Source organism: Bacteroides sp. L008 (assembly GCF_040812255.1).
GTDB lineage: Bacteria > Bacteroidota > Bacteroidia > Bacteroidales > Bacteroidaceae > Bacteroides > Bacteroides vicugnae.
This window is the reverse complement of sequence record NZ_JBFNXO010000001.1, coordinates 384,414-398,417: the sequence shown is the minus strand read 5'-3', so window position 1 is coordinate 398,417 and position 14,004 is coordinate 384,414. Positions and strand designations below refer to the sequence as shown.

Genomic DNA, 14,004 nt, shown 5'->3' with positions numbered 1-14,004 from the left:
TATCTTATAGCGCTTTTTACTTACCGCTTAAACATTCTTGCCATATCTCTACGGTCGTCTTTCTCCTTAATAGATTCCCGTTTATCATACTCTTTCTTACCTTTCGCCAAAGCTATGACCAGTTTCGCCAAACCTTTCTCATTGATAAACAAGCGTACAGGGACAATCGTAAAACCGGGATTTTTCATCTCCCGCTGAAGTTTTTCCAATTCTTTTTTACTAAGCAACAACTTCCTCTCTCTACGTGCCGTATGATTATTGTACGATCCATAGAAATATTCGGCGATGTGCATATTCTTCACCCACAATTCGCCTTTCGTAAAATAGCAAAACGTATCTACCAGACTGGCTTTTCCCAAACGAATGGATTTTATTTCCGTACCGGTCAACACAATACCTGCTGTGTAGGTATCTATCAGCTCGTAATCAAACGTAGCCCGTTTATTCTTTATATTTACAGAAGGTTGTTTCATCTTCACTCATTAATTAAGTATGGCCGTCAGTCTATTAAATACAATCTGTATCACCGCCGGACATAGTATTAACAATACAGACGACAAAAGGGTGTATTTTAATCGTTGTTTTTCTTCTACTCCCATCAATACAGGAACTCCCTCCCATACCACATAGACGATGTAGAACTGCAGCAACCAAGCAATAATTCTAAAATCAGGTAATAGTCCGGTTACTATCTGAAGCAGGAAAGGCACAACTAATGCATATCCTGCAAACTGTTGTGTCAATGGCATATTGCTATGCATACCAAACATTCTTGTTCCCATTTCATTCATGGCATAAGCCGCCAGAAAATAGCCACCGAACAGGGCTACAGCTACAGCACAACAGTTAGTCATAGCTATCTGGAAACTTTGCGGGCCACCCCATCCATTCGTCAATAGTGAACCGACGAACACGGACAGACCACATAAACCAATCATAGGATAGACAAAAGTCATATAGACTTTTCGCCTATCCTCTTCCATAGAAATTTCCTCCCAGGCCTTGGCCGGAGAGGAAATCAATTTCATTGCAATGTTAAATAGTTCTTTGTAGTTCAATTGTTAGTTACGTATTTATCATAATCATTAATAGTATAAGTTGCATCCTTATACCCATTATCTGAACCTTCTTCAATTTTGGGTGAATCACCCGTTTGTTCTGGTACTATAATTTTAATAGTTTTGAGTTTAGTACCTTCAAAACTACTTACAACATTAGCTATATTAAAAGCCCTATAACGAGTCACTACAGTCTTTTCTTTATCGGCATCTTCAGTAGAAGAATGGCGTAAACGTAACACCATAGTGTTATCATCATTTGCAGTATTCTCCTTATCATACACTAAATAAAAAGTGTGGTTAGACACATTCTCTTCTTTTTCGACACAGAAAGGCATAGGAAATATTATCCACTTTGCACTGTAAAGATAGGGTGAAACATTAGAGCCATATCTACTCAGAGAAATTATAGAACGATTATACGTTACATCATCTGAAGAAACGTATGAGTTAACATTCAACTTTTCAGCTCCAGCAGCTTCCACAATAATCTTTTTTGTGTTCTGATCAACAGGCTGCGTTTCCGTATCATATTGTGCATTCAGCAAAACAATATCCCCACTATATGCATCACTAGATAAACCAGGAATTGACATTGAACTAGCCTCAAATATTACATTACTACCTTCTACTTGAAACTGGTATGGGAATGTATTTACTAAAGTAATCACACCATATACAGGTACTACTGTATTATTTTCTCCTTTCATACATGAAGTAACCGACATCCCCATAACCACAGCCATCAAAGCCACCAAGAAAAATTTCATCTGTTTCATAAACATATTTTTTAGATTTTGCAAAGATATAAATTCTAATTCATAATTAATAAATGCAAGGACTTAAAAAATACTGCATCCATTACTTTATTATTTTTGCAAAAAGCTCTAAGTGATCATCCACATAACTCGCAATCAATGCTGTAACTTGTTCTTCCATTTCCAAATAAGTCTCTTCCAGTTCATCGAAAGCTTCATATTGCTCATACATAGCCATAAATTCATCATCTGTCCGTTCCTTCTCCAAGTCTTTCCGGTTGGCATCAAAGATTTTCTTAGCCTTATAGACTAATTTAGAGAATTCTTCTGCCCCCCATAAACGCATCACTTTCGCAAACGGATTATCAAAGATATATCCACCATAGCCGTTCTGAATTAATTGGCAAAAACCGCCAACCATTATTTCATCACGAAAAATCTGATATGCCAGCAAAGAATGTTGCTCGCCAGTGAGCAAAGGCATCGTATCAGCAGTCAATTCACCACCAATCACTTCCTTATATTTATCAGTAAACACTTGGATGAATTCATCCATTCCTTCACCCGCTGCCTTTTGCAATGCAGATTCTACAACTTCGATCATAATCTTTCTTATAAATTATGTGGCAAAGCTACGAATTTTATTCTACATCTGGTGATAATCCTTGCACAATCTTACCTATCTTAACTTCATTATCCACTCTTCACGTCTTTCACAAGACGCATATCAACTCATTTACAGGTGCTTCCGGTGAACTAATCAAATAAAATACGGTATTCACACCATTCACACCTTCACAATATATGCATTTCACAGTCTCATTATATAGCGAAAATGGCTATATAACATCGGCCGACTATAGTCGACCATATAGTCAATTCCAGTCATCCGATCAGACAACAGGAGTTGTCCAGCTAGCCAACAATAGACGGCCGACAGGGATATTGCTAGTTTATTTATGAATATATGCCCCTATTCAGGCAGCTTATCATGCATGTAAATGCATCCCCAGATACACACCTATTAAATAAGGTATGAGCCAAATGCACCAAACCACAATACTGAAACGATTAAAATGCTTTTTAGCTTTAGGTGATCCCTTTACATAAGTCCATATTGCCCACGAAGCATGCACAAACATTAGAAGAATAGCAATAGTTCCCGTCACCGTATGAATTTCGTCATGTAGATGAGTCAGTTCGGCGATGTGCTCCATCAGGCTTGTGCCAACCGTATCGGCAAGCAAACCGAGAAGGAAGAAAATGATATGCCAAAACTTCAATTTCTTTTGAATACGTTCGCCCCAAACACCTATCGTATAAAAAATAAGCGCAGATGAAATAACGCAAATTGCCCCTATTAAATAATGTATATCTACTTGATTCAGTTCCATAAATTTTCGTTTTCTAATAACAACAAAGCAAAGAATAGATAGTTCTCCCAGCTTCAATCTTTCACAAATGCAATCCCGACTTTACAAACGAAGAAAAAACGGAAACAGATTTGTCTCTTTTCACAAAAAAGTAATAAAAGGCGATTTGCAGAAACAAATAAATCGACTACCTTTGTGGGCGATTTAGAGAATCGTGACTACGTATTTTTAATTATATCACTTAAAAAAAGAGCTAATTATGACTTATTCACACGAAGTGGAACACATGTGTGTTGTAAAGAAGGGTCCTAACCATGGACCGGCTCCCATACCCGAAGAAGGCAAATGGGTAAAATCTAAAGAAATCGTTGATATTTCTGGTTTGACACACGGTATCGGTTGGTGCGCTCCTCAACAAGGTGCTTGTAAACTGACACTGAACGTTAAAGAAGGTATCATCCAGGAAGCCTTGATCGAGACAATCGGTTGCTCTGGTATGACTCACTCAGCTGCTATGGCTTCTGAAATCCTTCCGGGTAAAACAGTTCTTGAAGCATTAAACACTGACCTTGTTTGCGACGCTATCAATACTGCAATGCGCGAACTTTTCTTGCAAATCGTATACGGACGTACTCAATCAGCTTTCTCTGAAGGTGGTTTGATTATCGGTGCAGGTTTGGAAGACTTGGGTAAAGGTCTGCGTAGCCAGGTAGGTACTCTTTATGGTACTTTGGCTAAAGGTCCTCGTTACCTTGAAATGGCAGAAGGTTATATCAAACAAATCTTCTTGGACAAGAACGACGAAATCTGCGGATACGAATTCGTACACATGGGTAAGTTCATGGACGAAATCAAGAAAGGTACTGATGCTAACGAAGCTTTGAAGAAAGTTACAGGTACTTATGGACGCGTAACAGCAGAACAGGGAGCAGTTAAATCTATTGATCCACGTCACGAATAATATAAGGAGGAAAGAAACTATGATTAGAGAAGTAAAATTCGAAAGCCAAGACCGTCGTATCAAAGGTATCATTGAAGCCTTGAACGCTAACGGCATCAAAGACATCGAAGAAGCTAACGCTATCTGCGAAGCTGCCGGACTTGATCCTTATAAAACGTGTGAAGAAACTCAGCCTATCTGCTTTGAAAATGCAAAATGGGCTTATGTAGTAGGTACTGCTATCGCTCTTAAGAAGAACTGCACAAACGCTGCTGAAGCTGCTGAAGCTATCGGTATCGGTTTGCAAGCATTCTGTATCCCGGGTTCTGTAGCTGACGACCGTAAGGTTGGTATCGGTCATGGTAACCTGGCTGCTATGTTGCTGCGCGAAGAAACTAAATGTTTCGCTTTCCTGGCAGGTCACGAATCTTTCGCTGCTGCTGAAGGTGCTATCAAAATCGCTGCAAAAGCAGACAAAGTACGTAAAGAACCGTTGCGTTGCATCCTGAACGGTCTTGGAAAAGACGCTGCTCAGATCATCTCTCGTATCAACGGCTTTACTTATGTTCAGACTCAATTCGATTACTTCACAGGTGAACTGAAAGTTGTTCGCGAAATCGCTTACTCTGACGGTCCTCGTGCAAAAGTAAAATGTTATGGTGCTGACGACGTTCGTGAAGGTGTAGCTATCATGTGGAAAGAAGGTGTAGACGTATCTATCACAGGTAACTCTACTAACCCGACCCGTTTCCAACACCCAGTTGCAGGAACTTACAAGAAAGAACGTGTTCTTGCTGGCAAACCTTATTTCTCTGTTGCTTCTGGTGGTGGTACAGGTCGTACTCTTCACCCGGATAACATGGCTGCCGGTCCTGCTTCTTATGGTATGACTGACACGATGGGTCGTATGCACAGTGACGCTCAGTTCGCTGGTTCTTCATCAGTTCCTGCTCACGTAGAAATGATGGGATTCCTGGGAATTGGTAACAACCCGATGGTAGGTTGTACAGTAGCTTGTGCGGTTGATGTAGCTCAGGCTTTAAGCAAGTAATTCAGATTACTTTATATAGATAAACTCCTGTAGTCCTTGCGATTGCAGGAGTTTTTTTTGTAGTAACTTGTAATAGATGGCAGTTACAAACACTTCATTCCAGACATTATTTAAGGCTACAGAAGATGAAATAGCTGAATATATGGAAGCACTTGGTTTTGAAATGGACTATATAGATGAATTCCATAATGAACAATACAAAATCTTTGACGCTGTCCCTAACAATGTATTATATGGTATTGATGGTGACTTATATTTCATTGATACGCAAATAAGATTAAGAACATTTAAGAAATCAGCACTATACTCATTATAAGAATTAAGATCAAAGGTAGCCTTTCCGTTATTTACAACCACATTCCCTTTTGAATAGGTATACATCTCCATTCATCAACAGATATAACTTAATATAAACCTGCAAGAGCAAATAATGTAGCTAATTCGAGAACTTTTGTACGACTTCGCCTGTTTACATAACAGATACTAAAACATTATACAACAATGCTACTCACATTCTTAAATACACTTGCCACTATTATCAGTGTTATTAGTCTGCTAATTGTCACTTACGGAGTATTAGTCTGCTTCATTGCCTTTTTACGCAATGAGATAAAACGATTCAACGGAACATATACGGTTAACAATATACGACAGTTGAGGGCGGATTTTGGTACTTACCTTTTGCTTGGATTGGAGTTTCTAATTGCTTCCGACATACTAAAAACTGTGGTTGATCCGACGTTGGACGAATTGGCAATCCTAGGTGGAGTAGTCATAGTGAGAACTGTGCTTTCTGTATTTTTGAATAAAGAGATCAAAGAATTGGCCGAAAATGATTCAGCGAAAGAAATATAGCATATTACCGCACAACTAAGTTTCTTCAAAGCCACGTCCTTTTTTATTGCCTGATATTTCTATTTTACCTACCTTTGTACGGGAAACATTTACACACTGACTGGCAAGGAATAGAAACACGTCAAAAAAAATGGGAATTACACATCTATCTATTGAGCTTACACTTGATCTGATTGCGTTAATTATAGGAATCATCCTTATCATACGCGCCAAAGATAATTATCCGAAATTATATTGGGGAATTATAGCTACCGGCATCGGTATTATGTTTTCATGGGAAAATATCGGATGGCTGACAATTGTCACAGACACTCCGGAATACAACTTCACAGAATTGCTCAACATTGAGAAAATGCTCAAATGGTATGCTTTAGCAAATATTGTAGCCCTGTTCCCTATCGCTTCTTTATCGCCGGGCTATCTGAACCATTTCAGAATATTTACTTTTCTATTATTACCCATTATTACGATAACCGTAGGAATCAGCTATTTAAGCTTCAATGGGAATATCACTCCCATCCACTCCATAGATGAAATTATTCCGAATATCCATCTAATAGATGTCAAGCTTAGGGTTTGCATATTCCTGTTATCCGTTTTTACCCCGCTCGTTCTTCTTATTTATCCTATGATGAATAACAAGACCTACCGCAGGATAAATAATAACATGTATCTATTCATCGGTTTTCTATTCGTATTTTTAGGGATATACATCTTGTTCACTCTAAATATCAATGAATTTGTTTTCAACCTGTTCGGTATTATGGCAATCGTTTTTACGGTCTTATTCTCCATACAATATTTACGTTACGAGAACCCGTTTTCGAACCATATAAACATGATTCATAACGCAAAGAATACGGAAAGCCCCATAATGCCACAAGCCGGAAAATCATCTCCTCCTCTCCCGCTCTTCTTAACGATTGAAACCTATCTTCAGGAACAGCATCCCTATACCGATCAACGGTATAATATAGAACTTTTAGCCAAAGCTCTGAATAAACAAGAACACGATATTTCAGCAGCAATCAAAAGTCGGGGTTTTACAGGTTTCCGGGAATACATTAATTATCTTCGACTGGAATATTTCAGACAGCTAGCCGCCGAAAATCCAAAGAGTAATGTAAAAGAACTGATGTTTGCATGCGGTTTCACCTCCCGGGCAACTTTCTATCGTAACTTTTCAGAAAAGTATGGTGTATCACCCAGCAAATTCATTGATAGTCAAAGAGTAAAGCAATAAATTCCTTTTTTTAAAAGCATAATTCTTACTAGTAAAAGTGTCTCATTTCAGGAATGAGACACTTTTTATTTTTGTAGCTAAAAGCAATCCATTACTTTTGATGCAAAATAAAACTACGACGTTCACATCATCAACAGATTAATCAGATACCAAGATAAATAGAATGAATATGAATACTGATAATTGCAATCACACCAACACAGAGAAAAATCAAGAAGAAAAGATCTTTTTATATACTACTATAACTGGAAACTTGCAACTAATCCATTTAGAACAGATTGGCTATTTCCGGTATAACTCCAAGAGTAAACTATGGGAAGCTGTATTAAATAACAATCATATCCTGGCACTCAGAAGAAATACAAACTCACAAAAGATATTGAGTCTGCATCCCTATCTTATCCAGATTAGCCAGTCACACATTATCAATATAAGCTATCTGGTTTCGATTGAAGACAACAATTGCATATTGCTTCCTCCATTTAATGAAATGGAACTTTTACAAGTAAGCAAGTCTTTCATGAAGAAGCTAAAAGAAAAATATCCATGTATCTGATTCCCTATAGCTCATCTTTATGCTCTATGCAACACCCAGCAGTTCCACTTCGAAGATCAATGTCGAGTAGGCAGGAATAGAATCAAAAGATTTGATACCGTATCCCATTGCATAAGGAATATAAATAATCCATTTATCGCCAACATGCATTTTCTGAAGTGCCACCTGCCATCCTTCTATTACATCACTAAGACGTAGGGCATCGGGACAAGTACGCTCATAAGAATTATCAAACACCCGGCCATCAATCAGACTTCCTTTGTAATGCACGGTAACAATACTCCGTGCACCCGGAGAAATCGTACTTTCGCCAGTTTCCAAAACTTTGTAATAGATTCCACCCGGCAATGCGAAAACACCCTCCTGAAAAGACAGCTTTTTCAGAAATCGCCGATTGGCCTCTTTGTATTCTTTCTTTTTCCCCATAAATAAATTGATTAAGAACTTGCAAAAATAATCAGAATAACAAAGGATTTAGCATAAAAACTGTATATTTGTTCGTTGAACTATAAAAAAACTCCTCGCTATGGGACAAACAAAGACTACACGTAGCATCAGTGCTACCGGACTATTTTTGCTCATCATGATAACTGTGGGCCTATATTCATGCACACGCACTCAAAAAGACATCATTCCTTCTGCCGATTATGCACCGTATGTAAACGCATATACGGGAGGAGTCATCTCGCAAAATTCGACCATACGTATAGAACTGACCCACGACCAACCCATGGTGGATCTGAACAATGAGTTAAAAAGCAACCCATTCAGTTTCTCACCTTCATTAAAGGGAAAAGCATATTGGGTAAGCAACAATACCATTGAATTTGTGCCTGAAGAAGGAGCGCTGAAACCGGGAACACTTTACGAAGGAACTTTCCGGCTCGGAGACTTTATCGAAGTAGAGAAAAAGCTGAAAGAGTTCAACTTCTCATTCCGTGTACAGGAACGTAACTTCACCCTGCAACTGGAATCATTACCGATTACAGCTACCCAACCGAATGAGATAAATATTAAAGGAGAGATACGTTTCAGCGACGTAGTGAAAAAGGAAGAGGTAGAAAAGATGCTGACTGCCAGTGACGGGAAAAAGAGTTATCCGGTGGAAGTCACCGCAACCGACAATCATACCCGGTATTTGTTTAGTATCAGACAAATCCCCAGAGAAGCTGATGATTACCCCTTGACTATCACAGCCAACGGCAACCCGGCCGGCATCGACCGTAAACAAAGCGAAGAAGTACTGATACCGGCGAAAGATTGTTTTCGTTTTATGTCTGCCGAACGCATCGACCAACCGGAAAACGGAATCGAGATTGTTTTCTCCGCTCCCCTATCCACTACTCAAGATTTAAAAGGACTGATTGAGATCCCGGAAATCTCCTCATCGATCTTCCAAATCAGCGAGAACAGAGTTTTTATCTATTTCGAAGCAAACACACAAAATAAACTGACGTTGAATATCCATGAAGGAGTCAAAGACAGTCAAGGTAAAGCGTTGGGAACTTCCCATACGATCTCATTCAGTGAAGTGAGCCTGAAACCACAAGTGGAAATGTCTACTACCGCCGCTATCCTGCCCGATTCGAAAAGTCTGATTATTCCTTTCAGGGCTGTCAACCTGTATGCTGTGGATTTGAGCGTGATCCGCATTTTCGAGAACAATGTATTGATGTTTATGCAAACCAATTCACTGGCCTCGGCCAATGAGCTGCGCCGTTCGGGCAGACTGGTTTACAAGAAAACGTTATGGCTTGCCAAAGATGCTTCCAAAGACATTCATCATTGGGGAGATTACTCGATAGACCTTGCCGGATTAATCCATCAGGAACCGGGTGCCATCTATCGTGTAATACTTTCATTCCGTCAGGAATACTCCGCTTATCCTTGTGGAGGAGTCGAGAATCAGGATATGAAATTCGCCGACAGCAGCACCTCCGACGGACTGACTAAAGTAAGTGGAAGTGTCTTGTCCGAAGAAGATGAAGCAATCTGGAATACCCCCGAAGCCTACTATTATTACAATGGCGGAACAATGGACTGGAGTGTATACCGATGGACGGAACGCGACAATCCCTGTCATCCGTCTTATTACATGAATTCAGACCGGATAGCAGCCTGCAACGTTTTTGCTTCCAACCTGGGAATGATTGTAAAACGGAACTCACTGAATAAACTGTGGATTGCTGTCAGTAATATTTTGGATACAAAGCCGATAGGGAAAGCACAGGTAACAGCGTATAACTTCCAGTTACAACCCATAGGGAAAGGAGAAACCAATGGGGAAGGATTCGTTGAAATCACTCCGAACGGTGTGCCTTTCATAATTGTGGCTGAATCGGAAAAGCAAAAGGCATACGTCCGCGTTGTGGACGGTGAAGAACAATCCGTCAGCAGATTCGACGTGGGAGGAAAAGATATCCAAAAGGGACTGAAAGGATTCATATATGGCGAAAGAGGGGTATGGCGCCCGGGAGACACGCTGCATATTTCCTTTATATTGGAAGACCGCGAAAAGAGAATCCCCGACAAGCATCCCGTAGCATTGGAGATTTACAATCCGAGGGGACAGTTCTACACGAAAATGATTTCAACACAAGGAATGAACGGATTCTATACATTCGACGTTCCGACACAGGCAACAGACCCGACCGGGCTTTGGAATGCGTATATCAAGGTGGGAGGAACCACCTTCCACAAAGGTCTGCGTATCGAAACCATAAAACCCAACCGCCTGAAAATAAATCTGGCATTGCCGAAGGTTCTTCAAGCCACGGACAAGGATTTCTATGCCCCACTCACTTCAACTTGGCTGACAGGAGCAACTGCCTCCAAACTGAAAGCCAAAGTAGAAATGTCTTTATCGAAAGTGAATACACAGTTCAAGAATTACGGACAATATATCTTTAACAATCCGGCTACGGATTTCACGACTATCAAAACAGATATATTTGACGGCACACTGGATGCAGAAGGAAAAGCAAACGTCATGCTGAAAGTTCCGACCGCAACGGAAGCGCCGGGTATGCTGAACGCTACTTTCACCACCCGCGTGTTCGAACCGGGAGGAGATGCCAGCATCTACACTCAAACGATTCCATTCTCACCATTCACCTCTTATGTCGGTATCAATCTGAACCAGCCGAAAGGCAAATATATTGAAACTGACAAAGATCATGTATTCGATATTGTAACTGTAAACACGCAGGGACAGTTAGTGAACAGTTCTAATCTGGAATACAAAATATACCGCATCGGCTGGAGTTGGTGGTGGGAAAACAGTGGTGAATCTTTCGGAACGTATATCAACAATAGTTCCATCACTCCTGTTGCCAGCGGCAATTTACAGACAAAAGGCGGAAAAGCATCTTTCAAATTCCGTATCGATTATCCGTCATGGGGACGCTATCTGGTTTACGTGAAAGATAAAGAGAGTGGACATGCCACCGGAGGTACAGTTTATGTTGACTGGCCGGAATGGCGGGGACGTTCGAGCAAGACTGATCCCAGCGGTATCAAGATGCTTGCTTTCTCACTGAACAAAGACTCTTATGAAATAGGAGAAACAGCCACAGCAATCATTCCTGCAGCAGCGGGAGGACGTGCACTGGTATCCATAGAAAACGGTTCTACCGTATTACGGCAAGAATGGATAGAGGTTTCCAACGGAGGAGATACGAAATATACATTCAAGATTACACCGGAGATGACTCCGAATGTATATCTGCATATCAGTTTGTTACAGCCTCATGCGCAAACAGTCAATGACCTGCCCATCCGTATGTATGGCGTCGTTCCGGTATTCGTGACTAACAGTCAGACGGTGTTACAACCGCAGATACAGATGCCGGAAGTGTTACGCCCGGAAACCAACTTCAATGTGACCGTCAGCGAAAAGACCGGAAAACCGATGACTTATACATTAGCTATTGTAGACGACGGTTTGCTGGATCTTACCAATTTCAAGACCCCGGACCCATGGAATGATTTCTATTCACGCGAAGCACTCGGCATCCGGACATGGGATATGTATGATAATGTATTGGGAGCTTCCGCCGGAAGTTACAGTTCACTTTTCAGTACGGGTGGCGACGCGACATTGAAGCCTGCCGATGCAAAAGCAAACCGCTTCAAACCGGTAGTCAAGTTTGTAGGTCCTTTCTATCTGGGAAAAGGTAAGAGCCAGACGCATACGCTGAAACTTCCGATGTATGTGGGTTCGGTACGTGCCATGGTGGTTGCCGGACAAGAGGGAGCGTATGGCAATGCGGAAAAAACGGCTTTTGTACGGACTCCGTTAATGATGTTGTCCACCTTGCCCCGTGTGCTTAGCATTCAGGAAGAAATCACCGTTCCGGTCAATATCTTTGCGATGGAAAATCAAGTGAAGAATGTAACCGTATCACTTCAGGCATCCGGTGGAGGAGTACAGATTGTAGGGGCCAACCAACAGTCGCTCAAATTTAGCCAACCGGGTGACCAGCTCGTGTTCTTTACCTTAAAAACAGGTAGCAAAACAGGAAAGGCTACCATCCATCTGACAGCCAATGGTGGCGGACAACAAACGAAAGAAACCATTGAAATAGAAGTACGCAACCCGAATCCGGTAGTAACCCTGCGCAACAGTCAATGGGTAGAAGCCGGACAAAGCAAAGAACTTTCATACAATCTAAGCAGTTCTTCTGCAAATAACCAGATAAAGCTGGAAGTATCACGCATACCTTCGGTTGACATCAGCCGCCGGTTCGACTTCTTATACAACTATCAGCACCATTGTACGGAACAGTTGACTTCCAAGGCTTTGCCTCTTCTGTTTATCGGTCAATTCAAAACAATAGATAAGATAGAAGCCGAAAAGATAAAGACAAATGTACAGGAAGCTATCCGGCAGATTTATGGTCGTCAACTTCCCAATGGCGGATTTGTATATTGGCCGGGAAATGCTGTTGCCGACGAATGGATCAGTTCTTATGCAGGAATGTTCCTGACACTGGCACAAGAAAAAGGATACGCCGTTCATTCGAACGTACTGAATAAGTGGAAGCGTTTCCAACGTGCTGCCGCACAAAACTGGCGGATGCCGCAGGATGCAAGCGGCTGGCAACAATGGCAGTCGGAATTGCAACAGGCTTTCCGTTTATATACGCTTGCATTGGCAGGAGCACCGGAATATGGTGCCATGAACCGGATGAAAGAACAGGCAGGATTATCCATTCAGGCTAAATGGAGACTGGCAGCAACCTATGCACTGACCGGAAAGATGAAACCGGCTGAAGAACTGGTGTATAATGCGGAAACAACAGTAAGCCCCTACTCTTCCATGAATCAGATTTACGGTTCCTCCGACCGTGATGAAGCTATGATTCTGGAAACACTGATCCTGATGAACCGGGAACGGGATGCTTTGCAGCAGGCAAAAGTCGTTTCAAAGAATCTGTCACAAGAGGAGTGGTTCAGTACCCAATCCACCGCTTTTGCTCTTATGGCAATGGGACGTCTGGCCGAAAAGCTGTCAGGCACACTGGATTTCGTATGGACATGGAACGACAAACAACAACCTGCCGTGAAATCAGCTAAGGCTGTGTTTGAGAAGGAAATAGCCACCACTCCCAAATCCGGTATGATTGCTGTGAAAAATCAAGGAAAAGGAGCGCTTAGCGTAGACCTTATCACACGCACACAGTTGTTGAACGATACATTACCGGCCATCAGCGACAATCTTCGCATGGATATAAGATATGCCAACCTGAACGGTACACCGATCTCTGTCAATGATATTATACAGGGAACTGACTTTATGGCTATCACCTCCATATCCAATATTAGCGGAACTTCCGACTACACCAATCTGGCACTGACGCATATCATACCGTCCGGTTGGGAAATATACAACGAAAGAATGGTTGCCCCCGAAACGGAAAGCGTAGCAGCCGACGGTTCCGGTAAGTCCGTCAGCAAATATAATTATCTGGATATACGCGATGACAGGGTATTGACTTATTTCAATTTGCGTCGTGGTGAAACAAAAGTATTCACTGTCAGACTGCAAGCGACTTATGCAGGTAACTTTATTCTTCCTGCCGTTCAATGTGAAGCAATGTATGATGTAAACGTACAGGCACGCAGCAAAGCGGGAAGAACAACTGTCAGTCGATAAATTTTAGGCACGG

At 41.4% G+C, this 14,004-nt stretch carries 12 protein-coding genes and 1 pseudogene; 7 read left to right on the top strand and 6 right to left on the bottom strand.

Features of this window, described 5'->3' with window-relative positions; translation table 11 throughout:
• Positions 1–20 precede the first annotated feature (20 nt).
• From smpB to AB3G73_RS01550, 5 genes are all read right to left on the bottom strand, one after another.
• Positions 21–473, bottom strand: a complete 453-nt coding sequence (gene smpB, locus AB3G73_RS01570) for an SsrA-binding protein (protein WP_117937536.1) — start codon at positions 471–473, stop codon at positions 21–23.
• A gap of 9 nt (positions 474–482) precedes the next feature.
• Positions 483–1,028, bottom strand: coding sequence for a Yip1 family protein (locus tag AB3G73_RS01565; protein WP_148366102.1), 546 nt, complete (start codon positions 1,026–1,028; stop codon positions 483–485).
• 26 nt (positions 1,029–1,054) lie between these two features.
• On the bottom strand, positions 1,055–1,837 hold the full coding sequence (locus tag AB3G73_RS01560; RefSeq protein WP_320983096.1) for a NigD-like C-terminal domain-containing protein: 783 nt from the start codon (positions 1,835–1,837) through the stop codon (positions 1,055–1,057).
• Positions 1,838–1,919: 82 nt separating this feature from the next.
• Positions 1,920–2,420 (bottom strand): DMP19 family protein, encoded by a 501-nt coding sequence (locus AB3G73_RS01555; protein ID WP_122137680.1) that lies wholly within the window; start codon positions 2,418–2,420, stop codon positions 1,920–1,922.
• 385 nt (positions 2,421–2,805) lie between these two features.
• Positions 2,806–3,210: an HsmA family protein gene (locus AB3G73_RS01550; protein ID WP_148366097.1), complete on the bottom strand. Its 405-nt coding sequence runs from the start codon at positions 3,208–3,210 to the stop codon at positions 2,806–2,808.
• A gap of 238 nt (positions 3,211–3,448) precedes the next feature.
• On the opposite strand from AB3G73_RS01550, the gene AB3G73_RS01545 reads away from it, so the two are divergent.
• The 6 genes and pseudogenes from AB3G73_RS01545 to AB3G73_RS01520 all read left to right on the top strand — a co-directional run bounded on the left by AB3G73_RS01545 (position 3,449) and on the right by AB3G73_RS01520 (position 7,834).
• Complete coding sequence (locus tag AB3G73_RS01545; RefSeq protein ID WP_004296942.1) at positions 3,449–4,150, top strand: iron-sulfur cluster assembly scaffold protein; 702 nt, start codon at positions 3,449–3,451, stop codon at positions 4,148–4,150.
• Between the two features lie 19 nt (positions 4,151–4,169).
• Complete coding sequence (locus tag AB3G73_RS01540) at positions 4,170–5,180, top strand: GGGtGRT protein (RefSeq protein WP_005677721.1); 1,011 nt, start codon at positions 4,170–4,172, stop codon at positions 5,178–5,180.
• Positions 5,181–5,292: 112 nt separating this feature from the next.
• Positions 5,293–5,496: pseudogene (locus AB3G73_RS01535) on the top strand (hypothetical protein); the annotation flags it as partial.
• Between the two features lie 185 nt (positions 5,497–5,681).
• Positions 5,682–6,035 carry a DUF1622 domain-containing protein gene (locus tag AB3G73_RS01530; RefSeq protein ID WP_099146399.1) on the top strand — a complete coding sequence of 118 codons (354 nt, stop codon included), beginning with the start codon at positions 5,682–5,684 and terminating at the stop codon, positions 6,033–6,035.
• Between the two features lie 130 nt (positions 6,036–6,165).
• The gene (locus tag AB3G73_RS01525; RefSeq protein ID WP_234132019.1) at positions 6,166–7,278 is read left to right on the top strand and encodes a helix-turn-helix domain-containing protein; all 1,113 of its coding nucleotides are present in this window, start codon (positions 6,166–6,168) and stop codon (positions 7,276–7,278) included.
• A gap of 169 nt (positions 7,279–7,447) precedes the next feature.
• Entirely contained in the window at positions 7,448–7,834 is a 387-nt protein-coding gene (locus AB3G73_RS01520) for a LytTR family transcriptional regulator DNA-binding domain-containing protein (protein ID WP_148366370.1), read from the top strand.
• Positions 7,835–7,858: 24 nt separating this feature from the next.
• On the opposite strand, the gene AB3G73_RS01515 is transcribed toward AB3G73_RS01520, so the two are convergent.
• The gene (locus tag AB3G73_RS01515; protein WP_074556384.1) at positions 7,859–8,260 is read right to left on the bottom strand and encodes an FKBP-type peptidyl-prolyl cis-trans isomerase; all 402 of its coding nucleotides are present in this window, start codon (positions 8,258–8,260) and stop codon (positions 7,859–7,861) included.
• A gap of 100 nt (positions 8,261–8,360) precedes the next feature.
• Here AB3G73_RS01515 and AB3G73_RS01510 point away from each other — a divergent pair, with 100 nt between their 5' ends.
• Positions 8,361–13,991 carry an alpha-2-macroglobulin gene (locus tag AB3G73_RS01510; RefSeq protein WP_367742020.1) on the top strand — a complete coding sequence of 1,877 codons (5,631 nt, stop codon included), beginning with the start codon at positions 8,361–8,363 and terminating at the stop codon, positions 13,989–13,991.
• Positions 13,992–14,004: the final 13 nt, after the last annotated feature.